The sequence below is a fragment of the Nocardia sp. SYP-A9097 genome, assembly GCF_009649815.1.
Lineage (GTDB): Bacteria > Actinomycetota > Actinomycetes > Mycobacteriales > Mycobacteriaceae > Nocardia.
In genome coordinates, this window is sequence record NZ_WJIC01000002.1 from 757789 (window position 1) to 783640 (window position 25852).

The 25852-nt window shown below is 66.0% G+C and carries 26 protein-coding genes; 19 read left to right on the plus strand and 7 right to left on the minus strand.

Annotation, left to right across the window (positions count from 1 at the left end):
- Positions 1 to 2: 2 nt before the first annotated feature.
- The 4 genes from GFY24_RS07030 to GFY24_RS07045 form a co-directional block, all read right to left on the minus strand.
- Positions 3 to 959, minus strand: coding sequence for a hexose kinase (locus GFY24_RS07030; protein WP_309230551.1), 957 nt, complete (start codon positions 957 to 959; stop codon positions 3 to 5).
- Complete coding sequence (locus GFY24_RS07035) at positions 947 to 2188, minus strand: N-acetylglucosamine-6-phosphate deacetylase (RefSeq protein ID WP_153804075.1); 1242 nt, start codon at positions 2186 to 2188, stop codon at positions 947 to 949. Before GFY24_RS07035 ends, GFY24_RS07030 begins: the two co-directional genes overlap by 13 nt.
- Before the next feature lie 67 nt (positions 2189 to 2255).
- The gene (locus GFY24_RS07040) at positions 2256 to 3194 is read right to left on the minus strand and encodes an ROK family protein (protein WP_153804076.1); all 939 of its coding nucleotides are present in this window, start codon (positions 3192 to 3194) and stop codon (positions 2256 to 2258) included.
- Positions 3195 to 3225: 31 nt separating this feature from the next.
- Positions 3226 to 4170, minus strand: coding sequence for an SIS domain-containing protein (locus tag GFY24_RS07045; RefSeq protein WP_153804077.1), 945 nt, complete (start codon positions 4168 to 4170; stop codon positions 3226 to 3228).
- Between the two features lie 121 nt (positions 4171 to 4291).
- Here GFY24_RS07045 and GFY24_RS07050 point away from each other — a divergent pair, with 121 nt between their 5' ends.
- The 8 genes from GFY24_RS07050 to GFY24_RS07085 all read left to right on the plus strand — a co-directional run bounded on the left by GFY24_RS07050 (position 4292) and on the right by GFY24_RS07085 (position 12592).
- Positions 4292 to 5545 carry an extracellular solute-binding protein gene (locus GFY24_RS07050; RefSeq protein ID WP_309230552.1) on the plus strand — a complete coding sequence of 418 codons (1254 nt, stop codon included), beginning with the start codon at positions 4292 to 4294 and terminating at the stop codon, positions 5543 to 5545.
- On the plus strand, positions 5542 to 6438 hold the full coding sequence (locus GFY24_RS07055) for a carbohydrate ABC transporter permease (RefSeq protein ID WP_228566024.1): 897 nt from the start codon (positions 5542 to 5544) through the stop codon (positions 6436 to 6438). Before GFY24_RS07050 ends, GFY24_RS07055 begins: the two co-directional genes overlap by 4 nt.
- The gene (locus GFY24_RS07060; RefSeq protein ID WP_153804078.1) at positions 6435 to 7310 is read left to right on the plus strand and encodes a carbohydrate ABC transporter permease; all 876 of its coding nucleotides are present in this window, start codon (positions 6435 to 6437) and stop codon (positions 7308 to 7310) included. The genes GFY24_RS07055 and GFY24_RS07060 overlap by 4 nt, the downstream gene beginning before the upstream one ends.
- Positions 7307 to 8095, plus strand: coding sequence for a DeoR/GlpR family DNA-binding transcription regulator (locus GFY24_RS07065; RefSeq protein WP_153804079.1), 789 nt, complete (start codon positions 7307 to 7309; stop codon positions 8093 to 8095). Before GFY24_RS07060 ends, GFY24_RS07065 begins: the two co-directional genes overlap by 4 nt.
- Positions 8096 to 8376: 281 nt before the next feature.
- Positions 8377 to 9981, plus strand: a complete 1605-nt coding sequence (locus GFY24_RS07070; RefSeq protein WP_194852767.1) for a CocE/NonD family hydrolase — start codon at positions 8377 to 8379, stop codon at positions 9979 to 9981.
- Positions 9982 to 9986: 5 nt separating this feature from the next.
- A complete protein-coding gene (locus tag GFY24_RS07075) occupies positions 9987 to 11561 on the plus strand; it encodes a glycoside hydrolase family 20 protein (RefSeq protein WP_228566025.1) in 1575 nt (524 codons plus the stop codon).
- 179 nt (positions 11562 to 11740) lie between these two features.
- Positions 11741 to 12064: a hypothetical protein gene (locus GFY24_RS07080; RefSeq protein ID WP_153804082.1), complete on the plus strand. Its 324-nt coding sequence runs from the start codon at positions 11741 to 11743 to the stop codon at positions 12062 to 12064.
- Positions 12065 to 12145: 81 nt separating this feature from the next.
- On the plus strand, positions 12146 to 12592 hold the full coding sequence (locus GFY24_RS07085; protein ID WP_375336007.1) for a DUF4254 domain-containing protein: 447 nt from the start codon (positions 12146 to 12148) through the stop codon (positions 12590 to 12592).
- 248 nt (positions 12593 to 12840) lie between these two features.
- On the opposite strand, the gene GFY24_RS07090 is transcribed toward GFY24_RS07085, so the two are convergent.
- Positions 12841 to 14370 carry an ATP-dependent DNA ligase gene (locus GFY24_RS07090; RefSeq protein ID WP_309230553.1) on the minus strand — a complete coding sequence of 510 codons (1530 nt, stop codon included), beginning with the start codon at positions 14368 to 14370 and terminating at the stop codon, positions 12841 to 12843.
- Between the two features lie 207 nt (positions 14371 to 14577).
- Here GFY24_RS07090 and ramB point away from each other — a divergent pair, with 207 nt between their 5' ends.
- The 9 genes from ramB (at position 14578) to GFY24_RS07135 (ending at position 23322) form a co-directional block, all read left to right on the plus strand.
- A complete protein-coding gene (gene ramB, locus GFY24_RS07095) occupies positions 14578 to 15987 on the plus strand; it encodes an acetate metabolism transcriptional regulator RamB (protein WP_153804084.1) in 1410 nt (469 codons plus the stop codon).
- Between the two features lie 135 nt (positions 15988 to 16122).
- Positions 16123 to 16731, plus strand: coding sequence for a hypothetical protein (locus GFY24_RS07100; RefSeq protein WP_153804085.1), 609 nt, complete (start codon positions 16123 to 16125; stop codon positions 16729 to 16731).
- A 302-nt stretch (positions 16732 to 17033) separates the two neighbouring features.
- Entirely contained in the window at positions 17034 to 18308 is a 1275-nt protein-coding gene (gene urtA / locus GFY24_RS07105) for an urea ABC transporter substrate-binding protein (RefSeq protein ID WP_153804086.1), read from the plus strand.
- Between the two features lie 141 nt (positions 18309 to 18449).
- Positions 18450 to 19334: an urea ABC transporter permease subunit UrtB gene (urtB, locus tag GFY24_RS07110; RefSeq protein WP_153804087.1), complete on the plus strand. Its 885-nt coding sequence runs from the start codon at positions 18450 to 18452 to the stop codon at positions 19332 to 19334.
- Complete coding sequence (urtC, locus tag GFY24_RS07115) at positions 19331 to 20497, plus strand: urea ABC transporter permease subunit UrtC (RefSeq protein ID WP_153804088.1); 1167 nt, start codon at positions 19331 to 19333, stop codon at positions 20495 to 20497. Before urtB ends, urtC begins: the two co-directional genes overlap by 4 nt.
- A complete protein-coding gene (gene urtD / locus GFY24_RS07120; protein WP_153804089.1) occupies positions 20494 to 21303 on the plus strand; it encodes an urea ABC transporter ATP-binding protein UrtD in 810 nt (269 codons plus the stop codon). Before urtC ends, urtD begins: the two co-directional genes overlap by 4 nt.
- Positions 21296 to 21988, plus strand: coding sequence for an urea ABC transporter ATP-binding subunit UrtE (gene urtE, locus GFY24_RS07125; RefSeq protein WP_153804090.1), 693 nt, complete (start codon positions 21296 to 21298; stop codon positions 21986 to 21988). The genes urtD and urtE overlap by 8 nt, the downstream gene beginning before the upstream one ends.
- Before the next feature lie 14 nt (positions 21989 to 22002).
- Positions 22003 to 22761: a GntR family transcriptional regulator gene (locus GFY24_RS07130; protein WP_153804091.1), complete on the plus strand. Its 759-nt coding sequence runs from the start codon at positions 22003 to 22005 to the stop codon at positions 22759 to 22761.
- A 21-nt stretch (positions 22762 to 22782) separates the two neighbouring features.
- Complete coding sequence (locus tag GFY24_RS07135) at positions 22783 to 23322, plus strand: carboxymuconolactone decarboxylase family protein (protein WP_153804092.1); 540 nt, start codon at positions 22783 to 22785, stop codon at positions 23320 to 23322.
- Positions 23323 to 23384: 62 nt separating this feature from the next.
- Here the strand turns inward: GFY24_RS07135 and GFY24_RS07140 are convergent, their stop codons facing one another.
- Both GFY24_RS07140 and GFY24_RS07145 read right to left on the minus strand, forming a co-directional pair.
- A complete protein-coding gene (locus tag GFY24_RS07140; protein WP_153804093.1) occupies positions 23385 to 24026 on the minus strand; it encodes a GNAT family N-acetyltransferase in 642 nt (213 codons plus the stop codon).
- A gap of 110 nt (positions 24027 to 24136) precedes the next feature.
- Positions 24137 to 24910: a TetR/AcrR family transcriptional regulator C-terminal domain-containing protein gene (locus GFY24_RS07145; protein ID WP_153804094.1), complete on the minus strand. Its 774-nt coding sequence runs from the start codon at positions 24908 to 24910 to the stop codon at positions 24137 to 24139.
- Between the two features lie 118 nt (positions 24911 to 25028).
- Between GFY24_RS07145 and GFY24_RS07150 the strand changes: the two genes are divergently transcribed.
- Both GFY24_RS07150 and GFY24_RS07155 read left to right on the plus strand, forming a co-directional pair.
- Positions 25029 to 25406 (plus strand): VOC family protein, encoded by a 378-nt coding sequence (locus GFY24_RS07150; RefSeq protein ID WP_153804095.1) that lies wholly within the window; start codon positions 25029 to 25031, stop codon positions 25404 to 25406.
- An 89-nt stretch (positions 25407 to 25495) separates the two neighbouring features.
- Positions 25496 to 25852, plus strand: a complete 357-nt coding sequence (locus GFY24_RS07155) for a YciI family protein (RefSeq protein ID WP_153804096.1) — start codon at positions 25496 to 25498, stop codon at positions 25850 to 25852.

Here is a 25852-nt window from a genome sequence, read left to right on the forward strand (position 1 = left end):
TCCTAGTAGAGCCAGGTGTGCAGCGGCATCACCCGAATCGTTGGGGTGAGCCGGGTCCGCAGGGTGTCGTCGATTTCGCCCGCCACCGGTCGCGCCACGGCGGCGGCGGAGGTTGCGACCACATCGGTGAGCAGTGCGGGCCAGTCGAGTTCGGATGCGCCGCGAGGTGGCGCCGCCAGGCCGGCAATGAGGGCGGCGGCGGCCGCATCGCCCGCACCCGTAGGGTTTCCGGTGATCTGTTCGGTCGTGCCGACGACCCAACCGGCACCGCGGATCACCCCGACCAGACCGTCGCGGCCGCGCGTGGCGACGATCGCCGCGACGCCCGACTTCAGCAGGTGCTGCACCGATTCCACCAGCTCGCTCGGATCATCCGGCCGGACGCCCGTGAGTGTGAACAGTTCATCGTCATTGGGCATGAGGACGACGCCCCATACCTTCGCGGCCGCGCGCAATGCTTCGCCGTCCACATCGCAGATGACGGGTACATCCGCCCGCACCGCCAGCTCGGCCAGTTCGGCGGGCAGCGCCGGATCGACTCCACCGGGCAGCGACCCCGAGACGACCAGGCCGCGTGCCCGCGGCAGCCGTTCCGCGACCCGCTGCTTCAGCTGGTCCGCCGCACGCGGATCATGCAGTGCCGCACCGGGTTCCCACAATCCGGTGGTGGTGCCGTCGGCCTCGCTCAGGACCACGGTGCGGCGCACTCGCGGCAGCGCCTCGACGAAATCGACCGGCATTTCCCGGGCGGCTTCCCGACCGAACGCGGTATCGGCGAATCCCATTGCCACGGTGTCGTGCCCGAGTGCGCGCAGTACCCGCGCGACATTGATCCCTTTACCGCCCACCCGCTGTTCCACTGCCGGAATACGTTGCACCGCACCGTATTCGAACCTGTCCAGCCGATAGGTCAGGTCATAGGCCGGATTCATGGTGACGGTGAGGATCACGACAACCACTTCCCGCGATGCAGTACGCGCCGCAATCCGAAATCCTCGTCGACGGCGATCAGGTCGGCGAAACCGCCCGGCCGGATATCCCCGATATCGGTGAGCCCGGCGGTCAGGGCCGGAGTCATGGTCGCCGCGCGCACCGAATCCGCCAGGGACACATCGCATTCCCGCACCGCCCAGGCCAGGCATTGCAGCAGATGCGCGGTGCCACCGGCGATGGAACCGCTCGCCACCCGGGCGATGCCACCGCTGACCTGCACTTCTTGCGGGCCGAGGTGATAGCTGCCGTCCGGCATTCCCGCCGCGGCCATCGCATCGGTGATGAGGGCTACCCGGTCGGGTGCGGCGGCGAAAACCAGTGCGCCGAAGCCGGAATCGACGTGCACGCCGTCACCGATGAGTTCCACCGTGGCGTACCCGCGCGCGGCAGCCGCGACCGCGGCGGCGACCGGCCCCGCCGCGCGATGATGCATCGGCGGCATGCCATTGGCCAGGTGGGCGACCGAGCTGGCGAACCCATTGGGCCGCATGGCATCTCGGAAGACACCGAATTCCGCGTCGGTGTGGCCGAGCGACACCGTGACGCCGTGCTCGGTGAGCAGGCGGGCCACGGGCTCGAATCCGTCCCGTTCGGGCGCGAGCGTCATAATGCGCAGATGCCCGCCCGCCGCCTCGATCAGTCGCAGGGTGAACTTCGGATCGGGATCGGCGAGATAGCGCGGATCCTGTGCCCCGCAACGACTCTCGGACAGGAAGGGGCCTTCGGTGTAGATCCCGCCGATCACCCCGCTCTCGGCGAGCTCACGCAGCGCCGCGGCCTGCGCCAGCATGTCCTCGGGTGCGGCGGTGACGATTCCGGCGAGCACGGTGGTGCTCCCCCGCGACCGGTGGTACTCGGCCGCCCCGATGGCATCGGCCTGATCCACCGTGTCGAACCGATGCCCGGCACCCCCGTGCACGTGGATATCCACCAGACCCGGTAGCAGCATTCCCTCGAAGGGCAGCTCCCCCGAGCCCGGATGTGTCACCGCCCATTGCTCATTCGTGCGCACCGCGATGATCCGCTCGCCCAGCACCGAGACCACTCCGTCCTCGACGACGTGGCTCGGGGAGAAGATCCGCCCGCGAATATGAACTCCCGCGTCGACCCCGAAATCCGGTCCACCGGCCGCTCCACCGGTCTCACCCTGCGCTTCGGCATTGCGGCGTGTCCGGCTCCGACTCGATCGGCTCATTGCTCCGCCCGCTCTCCGGCCGAATTCCGCGCACCGTCGTTGCGCACGAAGCCGCGCATCCTCCCCGTCATGCCAGCACCCCGTATCTGGCGAAGAGGGCCGCGCCGGTGAGTCCGGCTCGGGCGCCGAAGGTTCCGATGACGACCTCGGGAACGGGGACTACGCGGAGGCGGTCGGTGAGGGCGCGGCGCAGCGGGTGGGCGAGGGCGTCGCCCGCGCCCGCGAGTCCGCCGCCGAGCACGATGCGTTCGGGGCAGACGGCGTGGATGACGCCGAGTAGACCCTCGGCGAGCGCGTCGACGGCATCCGCCACCACGGCACGGGCGTCCTCGTCGTGTTCGAGGCGGGCGAAGACCGTGGCGGCGCTGTCGCATTCGATGCCCGTGCGACGGGTGTAGGCGCGGGCGATGGCGGCGGCCGAGGCCACCGTCTCCACGCAGCCGGTGTTTCCGCAGGGGCAGGGTAGACCGTCTCTGCGCACCGCGATATGCCCGTACTCACCGGCCTGGCCGATGCCGCCGCGCACGAATCGCCCTCCGACGGACAGGGTTCCGCTGATTCCGGTGCCGATGATCACCACGCACACCGTGTCCCGGTCATTGCCCGCGCCGAACCGCCACTCCGCCCATCCGGCGGCGGCGACATCGTGTTCCAGCAGCACCGGCATACCCCAGCGGTCGGTGAAGCGCGACCCCACCTCGATATCGCGCCAGCCGATATTGGCGCTGAACACCGCGATGGAGTCGACCGTGTCGACCACGCCGGGCAGCAGTACCGCCGCCCGTCGCACCCGCGCCCGATCGGTCTCGGAGAGCTTGTCCAGCAGCACATCTCCGAGCTCCAGCATGGCGTCGAAGGCCGCCGCGCCGCGCGGTGTGGGCACATCACCGGCGGTCAGCACCGCACCGGAGGCATCGGTGACCTCCGCTTTTATGGTGGTGCCGCCGACGTCCAAGCCGAGTATCAGCGCGTCCGCGCCGAGTCCGATGACGGGTTGCAGGTTCATGATCGGGCTCCACTCGGGGTACTGGGACTGCTCAGGAATCGAGAACCACTGAGCGAGTCAGGCTACGCGGATGATCGGGATCCAGCCCGAGATCGGCGGCACGGAGTACGCAGAGCTGGTGCACCCGAACCAGATCCGCCATCGGATCGATCTCGCGATGTTCGAGGTGTGCGCCGGTGGCGGCGATATCGGCGGTGAAGCCGGGCAGCAGCGGGCCGAACGCCCAGACGGCGCGACCGGGTGCGGCAATGCTGATGGGTCCGTGCCGGTACTCGGTGGCCAGATAGGACTCGGTCCAGGATTGGCAGGATTCGCGCAGTTTGAGCGCGGCCTCCTCGGCCAGGGCGGCGGCGAATCCCATTCCGGTGAAGGTGATCTGGTCGGCGTAGCGCACGGCGGCGAGCGCGGCGGCGGGCTCCTGCGCGAGCACTTCGCGGGCCTGCGCGATCACGGGTGTGAGGTCTTCGCCCAGGCTCCAGCGCAGGATGGCGAGGGTGGTGGTGGCGAATCGGGTCTGCACGACCGAGCGCTCATCCACCTCGTCGATGAGGATCGAATCACCCAGGGCGAGCACGGGTGTGCCCGGGCTCGAGCAAATGATCGTGCGCGGGATCTCGGTGGGCAGGGCGCGCAGGGCGTCGATCACCTCGGTGGTGGTGCCGGAGCGGCAGATCACCACATACCGGTCATAGTGGCGGCCGCCGGGGATTTGCCCCGCGGGCCAGGCGTCGGTGGGTCCGTATCCGGCGCGCTCGCGCAGGGCCGCGTACGCGCGGGCCATGAAAAGCGATGTACCGCAACCGATCGCGGCCACGCGCTCACCGATACCGGGCAGTAGCGCGCGATTTCGGGAGGCGATCGATTGTGCCCGTGCCCAATTGTCGGGCTGGGAGGCGATCTCGGTGGCGAGGTGAGTGGCTGGGGTTTGTTCGGCGGAGGGCAGCACCAGCTCAGCGTGCGCCCGGTGATCGTTCATGTCAAATTTACAGCCAAAGTAGTCACAATCAATCACGGCTGGGTTAGATTCGACAACGATCACCCGGTCGACCTCATCATCCACCGTTTGACCCGGGTGTGTGTATCGAAAGGTTCCACAAGTGAAAAGACGTCTCCAACGGACCCTCACCGGCGTAGCGGTACTCACCGCGGCGGTGCTCGCCGCCTCCTCCTGTGGCTTCGGTTCCAAGAGCTCGGACGACAACGATCCGAACACCATCAAATTGCTGGTGCCCTCCTACAGCGATGGCGCGCACGGCACCAAGGCGCTGTGGGACGGGGTGATCGCCGGATTCAAGACGAAGAATCCGGATATCAAGGTCGACCTGCAGATCGAATCCTGGAACAGCATCAACGATGTGGTGCGCACGAAACTGCAGTCGCAATCCACCACCCCGGACATCCTCAATATCGACGCCTACTCCACCTTCGCCAAGGACAAGCTGCTCTATACGGCGAAGGAGATCGCCTCCGATTCCACCCTGGCCGATGTGCAGCCCGCCTTCGCGCAGAACGCCACCATCGACGGAACCCAGTGGGCGCTACCGCTGTTCGCCTCCACCCGCACGCTGTTCTACAACAGCGAACTCTTCGAGAAGGCGGGCATCACCACCCCGCCCAAAACCTGGGCGGAGCTGACCGACGACGCCAAGAAGATCCAGGCGCTGGGCGGCGGCGTCTCCGGTTACGGCCTGCCCCTCGGTAGCGAGGAGGCGCAGGGCGAAACCTCCATCTGGACGTTCGGCGCGGGCGGCAACTGGTCCGACGGCAGCAACCTCACCATCGACAATCCGCAGAACCTGAGCGGCGTGAAGGCCATGCAGGCCATCGCCGATGCCGGTGTGACACAGCCGAATCCCGGCGCCACCGACCGCAAGGATGTGATCAACTCCTTCATTCAGGGCAAGATCGGCATGATCGAGGGCCTGCCGCCGGTGATCGGCATGATCAGCGAGAAGAACCCGGCCCTGAAGTACGCCACCGCACCCTCGCCCACCGAGACCGGCGCACCCGTCACGCTCGGCGTGGCCGATCATCTGATGGCGTTCAAGAAGGACGGTAAGAAGCAGGACGCGATCAAGAAGTTCATCGACTACTTCTTCACCGCGGATGTGTACTCCGACTTCGTCAAGAACGAGCATTTCATTCCCATCACCAAGAGCGCGGTCAGCGCGCTCGCCGATGATCCGGTGACGAAGATCTTCTCGGCCACCCTGCCGGTCGCCAAGTTCTACCCGAGCAACAACCCCAAGTGGGGTGCGGTGCAGGGCGCGATCAAACAGCAGATGGGCACCATCGCGCAGGGCGCGAATCCCGCCGATGTGCTGAAGAAGATCTCGCAGGCGGCGAGTTGAGCAGGCGCGCAACACGATTCACGGCAGGGCTGGCCGCCCTGCCGTGGGTTGGCCCGGTCCTGGTGCTGATCGCGGCCATTGTGGTCTTCCCCGCCGGTTACATGCTGTGGACCAGCACCCGGGCACTGAGCCCGTACGGGCAGGACCAGGGTCCGGCCGGATTCGCCAACTACCGCAGGCTTTTCACGATTCCGGAGCTGGGCCCGATCCTGGTGCACACCGTGGTGTGGGTGGTCGCGGTGGTCGGTTTGACGCTGTTGCTCTCCGCGGCGCTGGCGCAATTCCTGAACAAGGACTTCCCGGGCCGTACCGCGGTGCGCATGGCGGTGCTGGTGCCGTGGGCGGCGTCCGTGGTGATGACCACGACGATCTTCTATTACCTGCTCGATCCGGATGTCGGTATCGCCAACCGGTTCCTGGTCGATATCGGCGTTCTCGATCGCGGGTACGGGTTCACCAAACAGCCGGGTCCGGCATTCCTGGTGGCCATCGCGGTCGGCGTCTTCGTCTCGGTGCCATTCACGACGTACACGATTCTGGCTGGGCTGCAATCGATTCCGAGTGAGATATCCGAGGCCGGGCGCATGGACGGTGCGAACTCCTGGCAGCGCTACCGGTATCTCACACTGCCGCAGCTGCGCCCGGCGATCGCCGTCGCGAGCATTATCAACATCATCAATGCCTTCAATTCGCTGCCGATTCTGCAGGTGCTGACCGGGAGCATCGCCGGATTCTCCGCGGACACCACAACCACGTTGACCTTCAAGCTGATTCGGCAGAATCAGCAGGTCGATACCGCGGCGGCGATGAGCGTGCTGAACTTCGCGCTGATCGTGGTCATTATCGCGATCTATGTGAAGGTGGTCCGCCCGACCGAGCAGGTGGATTCATGACGACCGGCCCGATTCCCACCGCGGTGGCGAAATCCACTGCGCCCCGGCGGAAACGACGTCGCTGGGAGCTGACCGCAGTCGGCGCGCTGCTGGCGGCGATCTTCCTCATCCCCTACAGCGTCATGGTGCTGGGCTCGCTCAAATCGCGCGCGGAGATCCTGCATATTCCGCCGACTTACCTTCCGCGGCAATGGCATCCGGACAACTACTCCACCATGTGGAACACCCCGGAGACCCCGCTGTCGTTCAATATGGTCAGCACCATCGTCATCTCCGCGTGTGCGACGCTGCTGGTGCTGCTCGTTGCCATTCCGGCCGCGTATTACACCGCGCGACGGCGTTTTCCGGGCCGCGTCGCCTTCCTCGGGTTGGTGCTCATCACCCAGATGCTGCAACCCACCGTGCTGGTGACGGGTCTGATCCGGGAGTTCTTCACGCTCGGTATCAATGACACCTGGCTGGCCATGATTCTGGTGAACTCGGCCTTCAATCTCTCCTTCGCGGTGTGGATTCTCCATAGCTTCTTCGCCTCGGTCCCGGTGGAGATCGAGGAGGCCGCGCAGCTGGACGGCCTGAGCCGCCGGCAGATTCTGACCCGGGTGAGCCTGCCGCTGGTGTGGCCCGGCATTGTCACCGCGACCATTTTCACGGTGGTGGCCTGCTGGAATGAATTCGCCGCCAGCCTGGTGATCCTGACCACCCCGGAGAACCAGCCACTGTCGGTGGCCTTGACGAAGTTCATCGGCCAATACGACACGGCTTGGCAATACGTCTTCGCCATCTCTACGGTCGGTATCGTGCCGGTCGTCATCCTCTTCGCAGTTATCGAAAAACGTCTCGTCGCCGGTCTCACCGCAGGAAGCGTGAAATGACCGCAGCGGCCGACCGACCCATGCGCTGGAACCGCCTGCTGGAGCTGCTGGCCGAGGCCGGCCGACTTTCGGTGGAGGAGGCGTCCGAACGACTCGGTGTATCCCCCGCCACGGTCCGGCGCGACTTCACCGCCCTCGCCGAACAGCAGCTCGCCACCCGGACCCACGGCGGAATCGTAGCGACCTCGGTCGCCTACGACCTACCCGCCCGCTACCGGGGTGGCGACGAAGCCAAACAGCGCATTGCCGAACACGCTGCGGGACTTATCGATACGCACGCCGTGGTCGGATTGAACGGCGGCACCACCACCACCGCGGTCGCCCGCGCCCTGGCCGGTCGCCCCGATCTCGCGACCGCCACCGACGAGCGCCTCACCATCGTCACCAACGCCCTGAACATCGCCGCCGAACTCGTACTCCGCCCATACCTGCGCACCATCTGCCTGGGCGGCATGGCGCGTCGCGAATCCTACGAACTGCACGGCCCCCTGGCCGAACGCTCGCTAGCCGAATTGCGTTTGGACACAGTAGTTCTCGGCGTGAACGCCATCTCCGTCGAGGGCGGAGCGCAATGCACCCACCTGGACGAATCCGGGGTGAACGCCGAAATGGTCCGGCGCGCACGGCATGTCATCGCGGTAGCGACCTCGGACAAATTGCATCGCACCGCGCTGGCCCGTATCTGCCCGATCGAGCAGATCCAGGTGCTGGTCACCGACTCCGATGCCGACCCCGATGCCGTGGCGGCCTTGCGCGCGGCGGGCGTCCGGGTGGACCTGGTCTGACTTCGAGCCCCGAGAGCCTGACCATCGGATCGGGTTTTCGGGGCTTTTTCGCGCTTTCGGCGTCTGATTGTTAATGATCGATTTTCGTATAGACAGAGCAGAAACGCTCACTTACTCTCTGGTAAACCGAAAAGCGTGCGCTGTCTCAGAGGATTTCCCATGCATGAACTTCCCGCACCCGATCTGCTCGGTACAATCGTCGGCTACCTGGTCATGTCCCCGATGTCGCTGCTGCACAATCTGGGTCAGTTGCTGGCGAGCCTGCGATGAAAGGGCCGGGGATGCGCGGTCGACTACTCGGGGGCGTGGCGGCCGCGGCCCTGATCGTCGCGGGCGGGGCGCTCTGGGTTTCGCCCGCCTCGGCGGTGCCGGTGCCGGGCGCGCAGGCCACGACGCTGTTCATTCCTGGGGCCGGCGGGGTGATGATGAATGCGGTCATCACCGCGCCACCGGACCTTGCGGCACATAGGAATTCGCTGGTACTGCAGCCGTCCGGATGGGGTATGCCCGCCGTCGGCAGTATCGGTTCGGCCTACAAGCTGGCCAGCGGCGAGGGCTTCGTGTCCATCGAATACACCGCGCGCGGCATGTATCTGTCCGGGGGCGAAGTGGATCTGTTCGGTGAGAAGGATGCCGAGGACGCCTCGGCCATTATCGACTGGGCCATCGCCAATCTGAATATCGACCCGGAGCGGATCGCCATCGCGGGCGGCTCGTACGGCGCGGGCATGAGTCTGATCGCGGCCGCGCATGATCCGCGCATCAAGGCGATCGTGGCCGATTCGCCTCCGGGTGATGCCGGAGAAGCACTGTCGCCCAATGGGACTCCGAAGACCGGCGGGCCCGTCGCGCTCGCACTGGCCGGGGTCGCGACCAATCGATTCAGCCCCGAGTTGGTGAAGTACGGCCTGGACGCGATCGTGAACCACAATTCGGGCGCCTTCTACGCCATGCCGAACCGGTATCTGCTCGCGAACGCGATTCCCAATCTCAATGCCAATGGGACAGCGGTATTCCTGGCGCACGACTGGCAGGACAGCCTGCTGCCGGTGGGGCCGATCTATGACATGTTCGACCAGCTGACCGGGCCGAAGATGCTGTACGTGGTGCCGGGCGACCACTCCACCGGCGGCGGCGCGGGAGGTGTTGCGGGACTGCCAAATTCGATCTGGGATGCCGGAATTCGGTGGCTCGACCACTATGTGAACGGTGCCGACAATGGCATCGACGGTGAGCCGGCGGTGAATATCCAGCCGGCCAATACGGTGAGCCTGCTGTCCGATCCCAGCGCATTCGTGCACTTCCCCTCGGTCGAAGCGGCACGGGCAGCCGGGCGCGAACTACCGCTGTCCGCACCGAGTGGCGGTGTCATGGGCGCGGATTCGGGCGAATCCTGGAGTCAGGCACTGATTTCCGCGCCGACCACGTCCGTTGCCGCGGTCCCCTACGTCACCGGCTCGCTGGCGCAGCTCGGGCTGGCACCGGCCATTCCGCTCGGCACCGTGGACCGCAATGCGGCAGGCGTGTGGAGTACCGCACCCTTCGCGAACGGCGGGGTCGTCTCGGGCAGCCCGCACCTGCGGATCACGGCGGCACCGGCCGGCCCGGATCTCACCATGATCGGCATCCTCTACGACGAGAGCCCCGACGGCACCGGTAAGAACATCAGCTACTGGCCCATCACCCGGCACGGCCTCACGCCCGGCGCACCTGATGTCATGGAATGGGATCTCGCGCCGACCTACTGGAATCTCGCACCCGGACATCGGTTGACGCTCACCGTCACCACCCAGGATCCGATTCCGTTCGAGAGTTCCACGCCGATGGGCAGCACCGTGGTGCTCAGCTCGCCCTCGGTGGTGGAGCTTCCGGTGAGCGGAGCGTGAATCGGTTGGCACGCAGCAGTATTCGACGGACCGGCGGCATCGCACCGATGCTGCACGCGCTCGGCCGCACGCATGCGCTGGGCGCGGTCGCCCTGTCACTCACGCTGGGCGCGGCATTGCTGACCACCGCGCCCAGCGCATATGCGGAAGCGGACGCGACCCTGCCGATCACGGTGCCGAGTGTGCACGAATTCGCGCCGGGCACGGGGAGTTTCACCCTCCCGGACCAGGCCCGCATAGTGGCCTCCGGTGCGGCCGCGCCCATTGCGGCACGGTTCGCGACGGACCTGAACAAGGCCGGTCGCACCATAACGGAGGGGGATGGCGCGCCCGGTCCGGGCGATCTGGTGCTGCGCATCGACCAATCCGGTCCCGACCAACCGGAGTCGTATCGCATCGATATCGGTGCGACCGTCACCGCGACGGCGCGGACCGCCGAGGGCGCGATCCACGCGACCCAGACACTGCTGCAATGGTTTTCGCGGACCGGCGCACTGCCCACCGGAACGGTGACCGACTGGCCGGACTACAGCGAGCGCGGGCTGCTGCTGGATCTGGGCCGCAAATATCTCACCGTCGACTGGATCGAACAGCGCATCCGGGAAATGGCGTACTACCGGATGAACCTCATTCAACTGCACTTCTCGGATCGCTACGGCTTCCGTCTGGAGAGCCGGTCGCATCCCGAGGTCACCTCCCCGGAGCATTACAGCCGGGCCGAGATCGCCGAAATCATCGCGTACGCAGCCGATTACGGAATCGAGGTAATGCCGGAGATCGGATTCCCGGGGCATATGAACGGGATTCTCGAATCGCATCCGGAGCTCGCCCTGCATCCCGTGGTCACCAACCCGATCGACGCCGCCACCGACGGACTGCTCGCGGGCACCGCCGAGGGCCGCATCGACCTGTCCGATCCCGGTGCGCGCCCGCTCATCGAAGACCTGCTCCGGGAATTCCTGCCGCTGTTCCCCGGCCGCTATTTCCATATCGGCGGCGACGAGTACATCAGCGATTACAGCCGCTATCCGCAGATCGGCGAGGATCTGGTCGCGGACACCTTCAACTGGGCGAATGGAATCGTGCGCTCCTACGGGAAGACCGCACGCATGTGGAATGACGGAATCCCGCGCGGCGGACACACCCCCGTGGACCGCTCGATCATTGTCGACTACTGGACCGGCGGCGACGGCCCACTGCCCTGGATCAGCACCCAGAACGGCCCCGAATCCCTTGCCGATCAAGGCTTCACGCTCAGCAATGCGGGCTTCACGCCCACCTACTGGAGCACCGGCGGATATGCCGCACCGCTGAACTCGCCACCGGAGCTGCTGTACGCCTGGGATCCCGGACTTTTCGTGAACGGCACCCGATTGCGGCCGGACCAGCGCGGGCAATTGCTCGGCTCGAAGCTCTTCATCTTCGCCGACGACCCGTTCGCCAAAACCGAGCAGGAGATAGTCGAACCGGTGCACACCCGATTGCCGATCATGGCGCAACAGCTGTGGGCCGGGACCAAAAGTATCGGGTATGGCGAATTCACCGGCGAGGTGCGAATGGTCGGACTGCCCACCAGTTGAGCCGAAATCCCTTGCAGCACAGCAATAGTCAGGAAATAAATGGTTCACGACTGAATTGGTTCACAACAGAGCGGAGGATCCGATGCGCCGAGTTTCCCGGATGGCTCGCACCGCCGCCGAGGCCATCGTGGCGCTCGGCGGTCGTCACCCATGGCACTACCCTGACCGGCCTCACCGATGTGGCGAATCTGGTTCCGCCGGTGCGTAATACCGTCGATTCCACCCTGCTGCCGGTCTTCTGCACAGCCTGCGCGGACCTCGAGGCGGGATCGGATTTCATGCGCGCGCTGAACGACGGTCCGATCGCACAACCCGGGGTCCGGTACGCGGTGCCGGCCACCCGGGACGACACCACCAGCACCCCGGCGGGCGCGGCCTCGTCCATCGGCGAACCCGGTGTCAGCAACGAATTCATCCAGGATCTGCGCCCCGGTGCGGTGTCGCACCAGCAGCTGCCACGTGATCCCGCGGTCGGCCGGTGGGTACTCGACCGGCTGAACTGACACGCCCGGTCATGCCGCGAAGTGCCAGATCAGGCGAATACCGTTGCCAATCGGAGATATTCGCGTAGCAGTATGGCCGCCGTGCCTTTGCTCCCGCCGAAACATCTGCTGCTGCAAGCCTGCCGGGGCCTGCCTCCCGAAGATCGACATCCGGTACTGCACTGCGCGGGACTACTGGCGGATCTGCACGAGCGGCGGTTGACAGCGGCGGCCGGGGCCACCGGATTCATCGATCACGAGCGGGCGCGCATGGTCCTCGATATCGATCGCTGGGTGGCCCTCGAACTGCCCAAGGCCGCGCGCGACGCCCACCTGCACACCGAAACGGTCGGCACCGTGGTGGATCGGCTGGCGCAATTCTCGGCGCTGGCATACCTGACACTGGCCTGCGCACCGGACGAGACCATGCACGAGGCGGCGACGCGACTCAGCGAACTCGCGCTCGCCTACGAACATCTGGCGGACGAATTGGCGGCGGGCCGGCGGCGCCTGCCCAATCTCACCGGGAATCGCGAATACGAGTACTGAACCACGGATTTCGTGTCGTCGACGGCGCCCGGCGAGGGACGGGACGCCGCCGACAGCACAGGTGGATCATGCGCAATCCACCGTCGAGACCCGGACCGTGGTCTACGGGGAACGGAACCCGCGTGGGAGCGCGGTGGCAGTGCCCATTCCCCGTCACCTGACGACCACCAGGCTCGAGCTCGATAAACGCATCGTGCGCCGCCAACCTCGGAGTCCGCATCCATCCAGCTGTGAAGTGGCTGGGAATGTCACGGTGCGGGCGTGGGGGTTTCAGGTAGGAGGGCGCGCAGGGTGTCGATGGTGTCGGCCTGGGCGGGTTCCTTGTCGGGGCGGTAGCGGACCACGCGAGCGAAGCGCAGGGCCAGGCCGCCCGGGTAGCGGGGGCTCACCTGGACGCCGTCGATGGCGATCTCGACCACCAACTCCGGCCACAGGTAGACGGTATTGCCGTCACGTTCGCGCTCGTGACGCGGGAATTCGGCTGTCTGCCAATGCAATAGGGCATCGGTGAGCCCCTTGAAGGTCTTGCCGACCATAATCGGCTCACCACCATCTGGATCGCGCGCGCCCAGATGCAGATTCGACAGGTAACCGGTGCGGCGGCCGTAACCCCACTCCGCGCCCAGCACCACCAGGTCCAGGGTGTGCGTGGGCTTGATCTTGAGCCAGGCCCGGCCGCGGCGGCCCGCCGCGTACGGGGCGTCCAGGGCTTTGATCATGATGCCCTCGTGCCCGGCGGCCAGCGCACCGTCGAAGTATTCGGCGGCGGCCTCCCCGTCCGGGGCCAGGAGCGCCGGAATACTCAGTCCGCAAGCGACTTTCGTGAGCGCGGCACGGCGCTCGCGCAGGGGTGCGTCCAGCAGATCCTGGCCGTCCAGGTGCAGGCAGTCGAAGAAGTAGGGGTGCAGGAGCAATTCCTGCGCGGTGGCCGCGCCGAACCTGGACATGGTCTCCTGGAACGGGCGCGGGCGACCGGAATCGTTGAGCGCCAAGGTTTCCCCGTCCAGCACCACGCTGGTGCAGTCGAGTTCCTTCACCAGGCCGACCAATTCGGGCACGCTCTTGGTGATATCGCGCAGGGTGCGGGTGAATACCCACACCTGTTCCCCGTCGCGATGCACCTGAATTCGCGCGCCGTCCATTTTGTGTTCGACGCTCACGTCACCGTCGAATTCGGCCATCGCCTCATCCAGCGCGGTACCGGGCGAGGCGAGCATCGGCTGAATCGGCCGCCCCACCTCCAGCCGGAACGCGTCCAGCGCCGCCACCCCACCGGTCGACGCCGCGAGCGCCGTCACCGGTAGCCGCCCGGACAGCATGTGTGCCCGCCGCACCGACTCGATCGGCACCTCGAACGCCTTGGCCACCGCTTCGGCGACAATCGCGGTGAGCGCGCCCTGCCGCATCTCCCCGGTCAGCAATCGCAGCAGAAAATCGTGCTCATCGGCGGTAGCGGCGGTGAACAACTTCTCCAGCAGCTCCCGCCGCCGCGCCACCGACCCACTCCCGCTGACCGTCGCGAGCTCCGCGAAAACCGCATCCACCTCACCGACCGTGAGTGTCGAAGCCTCGGCGGAGACCACTTCCATATCGGTCAGCGTCCGCCACCCCGCCCCGATCCGCCCCTGCGACAACTCCCCCGACACCCACGCCACCACCTGCCCCAGCTCATCGGCCTCGGCCCGCCCGAGCAGCTCGGCGAGAGTACTGATCTTGGTCTTCCGCGAGGAGGTCGCGCGTACTGCCCGCAGCGCCTCAACGACTTGCGACAAGTGCACTCACCGACGGTAACCCGCGGGTCCGACAGGTCAAGGGACTTGCCACCCCAGATCGGGGGTTTGGGGGCGAAGCCCCCAAGACCCAGCGTCAGCGTCCCTTCACTTCGGGGGTTTGGGGCGGAGCCCCCGACACCTTGTGACGCAGCCCTCAGCAAGGTTGCTAATTCCGGGTTGGCAGGTCTGCGAAACCGCCCATAAACTGGGCACATGGCCAAGACTTTCGTCGGCGCGCGGCTCCGTCAGCTGCGCACCGAACGCGGGCTGAGTCAGGTCTCCCTAGCCAAGAAGCTGGAGATTTCGGCCAGCTACCTAAATCAGATCGAACACGACGTCCGCCCGCTCACCGTACCGGTCCTGCTGCGTATCAGCGAAGTCTTCGGGGTGGACGCGGGCTTCTTCTCCTCCCAGGACGACACCCGGCTCATTGCCGAGCTGCAGGAGGTCGTGATGGATCAGGAGTTGAGCATCGAGGCCGATGCCCAGGAGATCGCCGAAATGGTCTCCGCGCACCCGGGTTTGGCGCGCGCAATGGTGAATATGCATCGCCGCTACCGCAATACGACCGCACAGCTGGCCGCCGCCACCGAGGACCGTTTCTCCGACGGCAGTGGTTCGGGGGCCATCTCGAAACCGCACGAGGAAGTACGCGACTACTTCTATCAGCGGCAGAACTACATTCACGAATTGGATACCGCCGCAGAGGAACTCGCCACCCGCATGCGATTCCACGGCGGCGACCTGAAACGTGAGATCGCGCGCCGGCTCACCACCGCGCACGGGGTGCAGATCGTGGAGCGCATCGATCTCGGTGACGGCGTCCTGCACCGATACGATCCGGAGTTGCGCCGGCTGGAGATCGCTCCGCACCTGTCCGGTGGGCAGCGTGTATTCAAACTCGCCGCCGAACTCGCCTACCTGGAGTGCGGCGATCTCATCGAAAAGCTGGTCGAGGAAGGAAATTTCACCAGTCCCGAATCACGGGTGCTCGCGAAACTGGGCCTGGCCAACTACTTCGCCGCCGCGACGGTGCTGCCCTATACGCATTTCCACGAAATGTCCGAGGACTTCCGCTACGACATCGAACGCCTCTCGGCCTTCTTCACCCAAAGTTACGAAACCATCTGCCACCGCCTCTCCACCCTGCAGCGCCCCCGCCTGCGCGGCGTCCCCTTCTCCTTCGTCCGCGTCGACCGCGCCGGCAATATGTCGAAACGCCAGTCCGCCACCGGTTTCCACTTCTCCTCCAGCGGCGGCACCTGCCCCCTGTGGAACGTCTACGAAACCTTCGCCTACCCCGCGAAAATCATGACCCAGATCGCCCAAATGCCCGACGGCCGCAAGTACCTCTGGATCGCCCGCACGGTGGAACGCCGAGCCACCCGCTACGGCGAACCCTCCAAAATCTTCGCCATCGGCCTGGGCTGCGAACTCCGCCACGCCGGCCGCGTCGTCTACGCCGACGGCCTCGACCTCAACGACCCCAAACCCACCCCCATCGGCGCCGGCTGCCGAGTCTGCGAACGCTCCAACTGCCCCCAGCGCGCCTTCCCACCCCTGGGTAAATCCCTGGACATAAGCGAACACCGCAGCTCGATCTCGCCCTACGTAATCCAGTAACCCGCAGCGCGGTAATTCGTACCCGCCGGTTGTGTGAAATCGGTTGGGGGAGTTGTCGGGGGGTGGTGTTAGGTTTTTGCTCGCGGCGCGGGTTGCGCGCCGGGGTCGGGGCAGAGCAAAGGAAACGCGGGACAAATGCATATCAGGAAGTTCGCTGTTACGGCCATGTTCACTATTGGCGCTACGGCGATCGGCGGGGGAATCTCCTACGCCGCACCGGATTCGGAGGCTGCGGCCGTGACGAATCTCGCGGGGGTGGATCAAGGTGTTCATTACGCTATTGATCGGTCCGATGCTTCGAAGACCGTGACGGCCACGCTTACCGATGGGGCCTTCGTGTTCACCGGTACGGATATCCAGGTTGTCAATGCCGCGGGTGCCGTGACCGCCACGCTGCCGATGGCGGTGGACGATGGCACCAATATGGTTGTGCTGCAGCCGACTATCACGGACAACGGCACCAAGCTGGTGGCCGAACCGGTGTTCCGGCCGTACGTCAACTGCACACCGAGTTCGCCGCGGCAGCGCAGCATTCAGACGGGTATGGGGCTGGTCGGTGGACTCGGCGCACTCGTCGGCGGCGTTGTCGGGTTCGCCATCGCCATCGCGACCATGGGTATCGGCCTGATCGCCGTACCGTTCACCGCGATCATCGGCGCCCTCATCGGGGCCGGGCTGGGCGCGGCCGCCGGTGCGGCGGTGCCGAATTCGGATGAGCAGGACGGCTGGATGTGCACCTCGTAGTAGCCCCCCGCGGGTAGGACATCTCACAGTGCCGATCGGACCGGAGTCAGCTCACGCTGACCCGGTCCGATCTCTTTTATGGCTCCTAATCAGCGGTTATAGCCGACTGGATCGGCACGAGACCCATTGCGGTGAGCGGAAATTCACGCCCGCGCAACATCGGCAATCGGACCGTCACCGAGAGTCATTCCGGCGCAATACTTCCCGTTTACGGTTCCCCTCACGAATACAGCGGTTGTATACGCGGCCGTATTCGCAAGCGACGCACGTGGCGTCGATGTGTAAGTGAGAAGGGTCCGCCCATGCAAGATTCCCACCGTCGGCAGCGAACTCAGCGCCTGGTCAAGGCCATCACCATTCCGACGGCACTGGTGCTATCGGTCGCACTGGTCTCCGGTTGCGGTTCGCGGGACAGCGATACCGCCTCGGGCTCCAACGCCAAGTCCTGCGTAGACACCTCGAAGGACACCATCAAGATCGGTTCGCTGCACTCGCTGACCGGCACCATGGCCATCAGTGAGGTCACCGTCGCGAACGCGACCAAGATGGCGGTGGACCAGATCAACGCTGCGGGCGGCGTCATGGGCAAGAAGGTCGACCTGGTGCTGGAGGACGGCGCCTCGGACCCGAAGACCTTCGCGGAGAAGGCAGAGAAGCTGATCAGCTCCGACTGTGTCGCAGCGGTTTTCGGCGGCTGGACCTCCTCGAGCCGTAAAGCCATGAAGCCCAAGTTCGAGACCCTGAACTCGCTGCTCTACTACCCCGTCCAGTACGAGGGCCTGGAGGACAGCAAGAACATCTTCTACACCGGCGCCACCACCAACCAGCAGATCGTCCCGGCCCTGGACTACCTGAAGCAGAAGGGCATCACCTCCCTCTACCTGGTCGGCTCGGACTACGTCTTCCCGCAGACCGCCAACCGCGAGATCAAGGCGTACGCCAAGGCCAACGGTATCGAGATCAAGGGCGAGGACTACGCGCCGCTGGGCTCCACCGATTTCTCCACAATCGTCAACAAGGTCCGCAACTCCAAGGCGGGCGCGGTCTTCAACACCCTCAACGGTGACTCCAATGTGGCGTTCTTCCGCGAGTACTCCAACGCGGGCCTGAAAGCCACTGATATGCCGGTCGTTTCGGTCTCCATCGCCGAAGAAGAGGTCGCGGGCATCGGTGCGCAGAACATCACCGGGCAGCTGACCGCCTGGAACTACTACCAGACCGTCGACTCCCCGGCCAACAAGGCGTTCGTCGCCGCGTACAAGGCCGCCTTCGGCGCCAACAAGCCCACCTCGGACCCGATGGAGGCCGCGTACGCCTCGGTCTACCTGTGGAAGAACACGGTCGAGAAGGCGAAGTCCTTCGCGGTCGCCGATATTCAGGCCGCTGCCGACGGCGTGAGTTACGACGCCCCGGAAGGCACCGTCACCATCGACGGCTCCAACCACCACATCACCAAGACCGCCCGCATCGGTGAGATCCGCGCCGACGGACTCATCTACACGGTGTGGGACTCCGGCAAGGCCGTGCAGCCGGACCCTTACCTGAAGTCCTACGACTGGGCCAAGGGCCTCAAGTAATCCGGTAGCCGCCGATGAGGGGCGGCCGGTGCGGGACCCCATCCCCGCACCGGCCGTTACGGCGGCTATCCCGGCCATGAGAATCACCTACGACGCGCTGCCCCGCCACGGCGGCGCGAGAGAACCACAGAGGTATTCACAATGGAAGTCGCTGTCGGACAGCTCTTCACGGGTTTGAGCCTGGGCTCGATCCTGCTGCTCGCCGCGCTCGGTCTGTCGCTGACCTTCGGTCAGATGGGCGTGATCAATATGGCGCACGGTGAATTCATCATGGCCGGGTGTTACACCACATTCGTTGTGCAGCAAGTCATTCACTCCACCGGCGTCGCGTTGATCGTGTCGCTGTTCGTCGGCTTCCTGGTCGGCGGTCTGCTCGGCGCGGCCCTGGAAATGGGGCTCATCCGCTGGATGTACGACCGCCCACTGGACACCCTGCTGGTCACCTTCGGCGTCGGCCTGGTGCTCCAGCAGGTCACCCGCGATATCTTCGGCGCGCCCGCCAAGAATGTGGTGGCCCCCGATTGGCTGACCGGCGGCATTTCCATTGCCGGAACCGTGGTACCCAAGACCCGCATCTTCATCATGGTGCTGGCCGTCGCCGCGGTCATCGCCCTGGCCACCGCGCTCAAGACGACCCCGCTGGGCCGGCGCATCCGCGCCGTGGTGCAGAACCGCAGTCTCGCCGAAACCTCCGGCATCTCTTCGCGTTTCACCGATATCAGCACCTTCTTCATCGGCTCCGGCCTGGCCGCGGTCGCCGGTGTGGCGCTCACCCTGATCGGCTCCACCAGCCCCACCATCGGGCAGTCCTACCTCGTCGACGCCTTCCTGGTGGTGGTCATCGGCGGCCTCGGGCAGATCAAGGGCACCGTCATCGCGGCCTTCGGTATGGGCCTGCTGAATTCGTTCGTCGAATACTCGACCACCGCCTCGGTCGCCAAGGTGATCGTCTTCGTGGTGATCGTGATCTTCCTGCAGGTACGCCCGCAGGGCCTGTTCACCGTCCGCACCCGGAGCCTGGCATGACAATCATTCAGCGGCTCAATGCCAATTCCTCGTTCAAGGCCGTGGGCGGATTCGCCTCGGCCGCAATCGTTCTCTTCGGTATCGCCCCGGCGGCGCTCAGCGATTTCCGGTTGAGCCTGCTCGCCAAATTCCTCTGCTTCGCGATTGTCGCGGTCGGTATCGGGCTGGCCTGGGGGCGCGGCGGCATGCTGACGCTCGGGCAGGGCGTGTTCTTCGGTATCGGCGCGTACATCATGGCCATGCATATGCAGATGGCCGATGCCGCCAAGGCGCACGAGGATGTGCCGGAGTTCATGTCCATCGCGGGTATCTCCGAATTGCCTTCTTACTGGCAGCCTTTCGCCTCGGCACCGGTCGCGATCCTGGGGATTCTGGTGCTACCGGCAGCCGTCGCCGCGGTACTCGGTTTCGGCGTGTTCAAGCGGCGCGTCAAGGGCGCGTACTTCGCCATCCTGAGCCAGGCGCTCGCGGCGGCGCTGGCGATTCTGCTCACCGGACAGCAGACCATCGGCGGTTTCACCGGCCTGAGCGATTTCAAGACATTCTTCGGATTCCGGCTCGATGATCCGGTGAACCGCCGCATGCTGTTCTTCATCGCGGCCGGTGCGCTGCTCGTGGTGGTCGCCGTCGCGCGCCAGCTGATGAACAGCCGCTACGGCGAATTGCTTGTGGCAGTGCGTGATCAGGAAGAACGCGTCCGCTTCCTGGGCTACGACCCGGCCAATATCAAGATCGTCGCCTATGTGGTGGCCGCGTTCTTCGCGGGTATCGCGGGCGCGCTGTTCACCCCCATCGTCGGCATCATCTCCCCCGCCGATATCGGCGTGGTGCCCTCCATCGCCTTCCTCATCGGCGTCGCCATCGGCGGCCGCACCACCCTGCTCGGCCCGGTACTCGGCGCGATCGGCGTCGCCTGGGCGCAGACCACCCTGTCGGAGAACTTCCCCTCGGGCTGGACCTACATCCAGGGCGCGCTGTTCATTGTCGTGGTCGGCTTCCTGCCCGCCGGTCTGGTCGGATTGTGGCCGATGGCAAGGCAATTGGGCGAACGCTTCCGTCCCGCGAAGCCCGAGGGGCCGTCCGTCGGCGCGGGCGCGGCCATTGTCGCCTCGGTCATGTCCACCGGCGCGGCGGCCGATGACGAAGTGAAGGTGCAGGCATGACAATGGACAGCGAATACCTCGAAATCCGGGGCCTCTCGGTGAGTTTCGACGGTTTCAAAGCCGTCTCCGAGGTGGATCTCACTGTGCTGCAAGGTGATCTGCGCTTCCTGATCGGGCCGAACGGCGCGGGTAAGACCACCCTCATCGACGCCATCACCGGTCTCACCCCGGCCACCGGATCGGCGCGCAAGTCCGGCAGTGAACTGATCGGCAAGAAGGTGCATCAGATCGCCCGGCTCGGCGTCGGCCGCACCTTCCAGACCGCGAGCGTCTTCGAACAGCTCACCGTGCTGCAGAACCTCGATATCGCGGCGGGCTCGGGACGCTCCGCGCTCACCCTGCTGCGCAAGCGCAAGTCGGTGCTCCCCGCCATCGAAGCCGCCCTGGAGACCATCGGCCTGACCGCCCTGCGCGACAAGCCCGCCGGAATTCTCGCGCACGGCCAGAAGCAGTGGCTGGAGATCGGCATGCTGCTGGTGCAGAACGCCGCGGTGCTACTGCTCGACGAACCCGTCGCGGGCATGAGCGCCGAGGAGCGCGAGGAGACCGGAAACCTGCTGCGCCGCATCGGAAATGACCGCGTGGTCGTGGTCGTCGAACACGATATGGACTTCATGCGCGCCTTCGCCACCTCGGTGACGGTGCTCGCCGGTGGCCGCGTCCTGAGCGAAGGCACCGTCGAAGAAGTACAGGCCGACCCCAAGGTGCAGCAGGTCTACCTCGGCACCGCGGCGGCGGGCGAGCTGCCGCCGATCACCGCAGCCGAGGCCGACAGCGACGAGAAGGAAGAGGCAGCCCATGCTTGAACTCGTTGACCTACACACAGGTTACGGCCGCACGCAGGTGATTCACGGTGTGTCCCTTACTGTTCCGAGCGACGGTGTAGTGGCCGTCATGGGGCACAACGGCGCCGGGAAAACCTCGCTGTTGCGCGCCGCGGTCGGCCTGCTACCCACCACATCCGGCAAGATCCGCTTCAATGACGAGGACATCACCAAGATGTCCCCGTCCCGCCGGGTCAAACGCGGCATCGCCTATGTGCCGCAGGGGCAGCAGTCCTTCCCACAGCTGTCCACCATGGAGAACCTGCAGGTGGTGGCAGACGGCCGCAAACGCGCCAAGGAACTGATCGCCGAATCCCTGGATCTGTTCCCGGCATTGCAGGAACTGCTCACCCGCAAGGCCGGACTGCTCTCCGGCGGTCAACGCCAGCAGCTCGCCATTGCCCGCGCTCTCATCACCGAACCGAAACTGCTCATTCTCGATGAGCCGACCGAGGGCATCCAACCCTCCGTCGTGGCCGAAATCGAGCGCACCATCATCGATCTCGCCAATCGCGGCGGCTTGAGCGTGCTGCTGGTCGAACAGCACATCGGCTTCGCATTGCAGGCCGCACAGCAGTACTACGTACTGCAATCGGGTCGCATCACCTCCACGGGGGCGGGTGGTGCGGGCGCGGAGTCCGATGTCCGACTGGCCATGGCGATCTGATCAGGCGATCCGACATGGCGCGCAGGGGGCGTATTCCATTGTCCGATCGGGTCTACCTGGCCCTACAGCGAGATCTCGCGGCCGGGGTGCTGGCACCGACCGAACGCCTCGGCGAGGAGCGCCTCGCCGAGAACTACGGCGTCTCCCGCACCCCCGTCCGGGAGGCGCTGGCCCGGCTCTACGCCGACGGACTGCTGGAACGCCACACCGACGGGCTCTACCCCTACCGACCGCGGGTCGACGAACTCGGCGATCTGTACGAACTGCGAATCGTGCTGGAGGCCAGGGGAATCCAGCGCCTGCAGACCACACCGGTCGGACTCGGCGACCTCGACGCCGGATACACCGGCGACTCGGGCTACACCTATGGGGCCACGCCGCTGCTGCACGACGCGACAGCCGTGCGCCGCGAACTCGAACTGTGGCGGCAGATGCGTGACAACCCGCCCGAACCCGGGGCCGCGCTCATCGCCGCCGACGAACAATTCCACTCGACACTCCTGGCGGCGGGCGGCAATTCGGCGCTGGCCGATGCCCTGGCCACCGTGCACGCCCGCGTCCGACCGGTCCGCGCCATCGACCTGCCCACCGCCGAACGCGTAGCCGCCATGACCGAGGACCACATAGCCATAGCCGAAAGCCTCCTGGCCGGCGACCTGGACGCCGCCCTGCGCACCCTGCTTGCGCACCTGACCAGTTCCCGGGCCCACGTCCTGACCCGCGCCCGCCGAGCCCTGGAACTCACCAAACTCGCACAGGCTGTGCGGGAATGAACACCCCTGTTAGCGTTGGGCATGGTGTCGACGCAGCCACGCATAGCCCCCGGCCGTCTCCGGGAACTCGGTCCGATCAATTGGGTTGTCTGGCAAGCGCTTTCCCGCGCCGCCGGCACCGATGACGCCCACCTGTTCAGCACCCTGGGCCGCACCGGCGGCCTGTTCCGCGGCTGGCTGCACTTCTCCGGCAAGCTCATGCCCGGCGGCCGGCTGCGCCGCTACGAATCCGAACTGGTCATCATTCGGGTAGCCCACCTGCGGCAATGCGATTACGAGATGGACCATCACATCCGCCTCGGCAAACGCGCGGGCGTCACCCAGGAGAAACTCGACTGGATCCGTACCGGCCCGTCCGCCCCCGGCTGGAACGACAAGGAACGCGCGCTGCTGACGGCCGTCGACCAACTCGTCACCACCCGCGACCTCGACGAGCCCACCTGGCAGACCCTCGCCACCCACTACGACGAGCGCCGCCTCATCGAAATCGTGCTGCTGACAAATCAGTACGAGGGCCTGGCCAGCACCATCACCGCCCTGCGCATCCAGACAGACCACTGACCCGGGTCCGTGACGGCCCCGCGATGACGGCTCGACCACCACACGCGTGGCCGTGACCGCCGCTACGGCTCGGCGCGATGACGCGGGCGCGAACCCAGTGCGAGCGGGCGTGTTTCGGTGGGCTGGTCGTCCTGTACCCGCGCATGCAGGTGCATATCGTGCCAGCCGTCGGCATGCAGGGTGGCGCTGCGGTTGACGCCCTCGAGCGCGAAGCCGCACTTGGCGGCCACCCGGCAGGATTGCGCATTGTGGACCGAGTGCCGCAGCTCCAGGCGGTGGAACCCGGCGTGGTCGAAGGCCCAGGCGGTGAGCGCTGCCAACGCTCGCGGTGCCACCTCACGCCCACGCGCGGTGGGCATCACCCAGTAGGCCACGCCCGCGGTGCCATGCGGTAGTTCCATTCCCACGAGCGAGGCCCGCCCGAGCAGCCGTCCGGTCCGGCTGTCGGCCACCGCCCAATTCGCGTCCCGCCCGGCATGCCAGGACCGCACCCATACGCTCACCCAGTCCCCCGCCTCCTCCTCGGTCTCGGCGGTCCGCCGATGCCACCGCTGAATCGCGGGGTCCTGGAAGGCGGTGAACACCTCGGGGGCGTCGCGGCGCAGCCACGGCCGCAACACCAGGTCCTCGCCCGCCGGGAGCACCGGTTGCGCGGCTCGGGTGAAGACTTCGGCGGCAACGATTGCCGGGATCGATCGCGCCATGAGTGGAATTCTGCCCGTGCGGCCGGGCACTGTCGCGGGAAATTCCCGATCGGTCACAGCCCGGCTGCGGGGCGCACCGGAAGTTTCGCCGGCCGACGCGCGAATCCCGTTCAGCCGGAGCGGGATTCGATGAGAGCGGCGAAACCGTCGAGGGTACGGGCCAGCCCGAAGTCGTAGGCGTGGTTCGCGCTGTACGCGCTGTCGTGCGCCTGCCCCGCGGCCGCTCCGACCCGCACGGCGAGCGGGTAGCGGTCGGCGGAGAGCACTCGTTCGAGCAGCGGGGCGGCGCGCTGCCACCATTCCCCGTCGGATTCACCGCTGTCGGCGGCGGCCCGCGCGGAATCGATGGCGATACGGGCCACCGAGGTGACGAAGCCGAGCAGGTAGGTCAGGGCCGCGTCCATCTCCAGATCGGTCAGGCCGAGCCCGTCGAATGCCTGTAGTTCATGGTCGTACTTGGCGGTCACGCCCGGACCCAGTGCGGGCCGGGTGGTCGGCAGGTAGGCGACCCACGAATGCCGTTCCAGCAGTTCACGATTCTCGGCCGCGATTACGGAAACCTTTTCACGCCAAGGCATTCCGGTGAGCTCCCGGCGAGACATCCGCTGATAGACGCTGTCGAGCATGAGGTCGAGCAACTCGGCCTTGCCCGGGACATAGGTGTAGGTCGCCATCGGCGTCACCCCGAGTTTCGCCGCCACCGATCGCATGGTGAGCGCGTTCAGGCCCTCGCCATCGGCGATCTCGATGGCCGCGGCCACCACCGCGTCCACGGTGGTGCGCTGCTTCGGCCCACGCGCCGAACCGGCCTGTCCGGGCTCGCGCCACAGCAGTTCCAGCGTCCGCACCGGATCCCCGGCACTACTGCGTTCTCGTGCACCCATGCGTCACCTCCACGCCGATCGTATTCGTGTGACGCGCATCACGATGCGGCCCGTCGGGAATTTACGTACAAAGTACAGCGTACTTAGTACAGAATTTATCGGCAGCGAGGAGCACCCCATGAAAATCACCGCATCCGCCCTCTCCCTGAACGTCCCCGACCCGGCCGCCTCGGCGAAATTCCTGATCGACCACTTCGGTTTCACCGAGGCCATGTCCGCCGACGGCTTCGCCTCCCTGACCCGGCCGGACGCCGGACTCAATGTCATCTACCTGCGCACCGGGCTGGAATCCTTCAAACCGGCGAGCAGCGCGGGCAGCGCCGGACAGGGCGTCCTGGTCGTCTTCACCGTCGAGGACATCGACACCGAATACGCTCGCGTCCAGGCCGAAGGCGTCCCGATCGCCACCCCCATCGAAACCGAACCCTGGGGTGAGCGGTACTTCCAGACCCTCGATCCCAACGGAATCGTGATCCAACTCGTGCAGTGGGTCTAGCCGTGTCGATTCCGATCCTTCCCATTCGAGGAGTAGGTGTGGGCCGATAAGCGACTCGCCACGAACAGGAAGAGCGAGAGGATCGAACAATGCGACACATGGTGCTGATTCGCCTCGACCCGGCCAAGACCCCCGACGGCGGGCCGGACGAACAATTGATCGCGGATATGAACACGCTCATCGAGGAGATGACCAAGGCCGGAGTGCTCCTCGATACGGCGGGCCTGCGGCCGACCGAAGAGGGCACCCGCATCCGCCAGACCGGCGGGAAACAAACCGTCATCGACGGACCCTTCACCGAATCCAAGGAGTACATCGGCGGCTACTGCCTGCTGCAAACCCGCTCCAATGCCGAAGCGGCGGAATGGGCCTCGCGATTCCTGCGGGTACACGGACCGGAATGGGATATCGAAGTCGAAGTACGCCAACTCGACGACCAGGGCTGA

Coding starts and splice junctions, on each gene's coding strand:
- GFY24_RS07035 (WP_153804075.1), bottom strand. CDS start 2,188: ATGAGCCGATCGAGTCGGAGCCGGACACGCCGCAATGCCGAAGCGCAG.
- GFY24_RS07040 (WP_153804076.1), bottom strand. CDS start 3,194: ATGAACCTGCAACCCGTCATCGGACTCGGCGCGGACGCGCTGATACTC.
- GFY24_RS07045 (WP_153804077.1), bottom strand. CDS start 4,170: ATGAACGATCACCGGGCGCACGCTGAGCTGGTGCTGCCCTCCGCCGAA.
- GFY24_RS07060 (WP_153804078.1), top strand. CDS start 6,435: ATGACGACCGGCCCGATTCCCACCGCGGTGGCGAAATCCACTGCGCCC.
- GFY24_RS07065 (WP_153804079.1), top strand. CDS start 7,307: ATGACCGCAGCGGCCGACCGACCCATGCGCTGGAACCGCCTGCTGGAG.
- GFY24_RS07070 (WP_194852767.1), top strand. CDS start 8,377: ATGCGCGGTCGACTACTCGGGGGCGTGGCGGCCGCGGCCCTGATCGTC.
- ramB (WP_153804084.1), top strand. CDS start 14,578: ATGGCCAAGACTTTCGTCGGCGCGCGGCTCCGTCAGCTGCGCACCGAA.
- GFY24_RS07100 (WP_153804085.1), top strand. CDS start 16,123: ATGCATATCAGGAAGTTCGCTGTTACGGCCATGTTCACTATTGGCGCT.
- urtA (WP_153804086.1), top strand. CDS start 17,034: ATGCAAGATTCCCACCGTCGGCAGCGAACTCAGCGCCTGGTCAAGGCC.
- urtB (WP_153804087.1), top strand. CDS start 18,450: ATGGAAGTCGCTGTCGGACAGCTCTTCACGGGTTTGAGCCTGGGCTCG.
- urtC (WP_153804088.1), top strand. CDS start 19,331: ATGACAATCATTCAGCGGCTCAATGCCAATTCCTCGTTCAAGGCCGTG.
- urtD (WP_153804089.1), top strand. CDS start 20,494: ATGACAATGGACAGCGAATACCTCGAAATCCGGGGCCTCTCGGTGAGT.
- urtE (WP_153804090.1), top strand. CDS start 21,296: ATGCTTGAACTCGTTGACCTACACACAGGTTACGGCCGCACGCAGGTG.
- GFY24_RS07130 (WP_153804091.1), top strand. CDS start 22,003: ATGGCGCGCAGGGGGCGTATTCCATTGTCCGATCGGGTCTACCTGGCC.
- GFY24_RS07135 (WP_153804092.1), top strand. CDS start 22,783: ATGGTGTCGACGCAGCCACGCATAGCCCCCGGCCGTCTCCGGGAACTC.
- GFY24_RS07140 (WP_153804093.1), bottom strand. CDS start 24,026: ATGGCGCGATCGATCCCGGCAATCGTTGCCGCCGAAGTCTTCACCCGA.
- GFY24_RS07145 (WP_153804094.1), bottom strand. CDS start 24,910: ATGGGTGCACGAGAACGCAGTAGTGCCGGGGATCCGGTGCGGACGCTG.
- GFY24_RS07150 (WP_153804095.1), top strand. CDS start 25,029: ATGAAAATCACCGCATCCGCCCTCTCCCTGAACGTCCCCGACCCGGCC.
- GFY24_RS07155 (WP_153804096.1), top strand. CDS start 25,496: ATGCGACACATGGTGCTGATTCGCCTCGACCCGGCCAAGACCCCCGAC.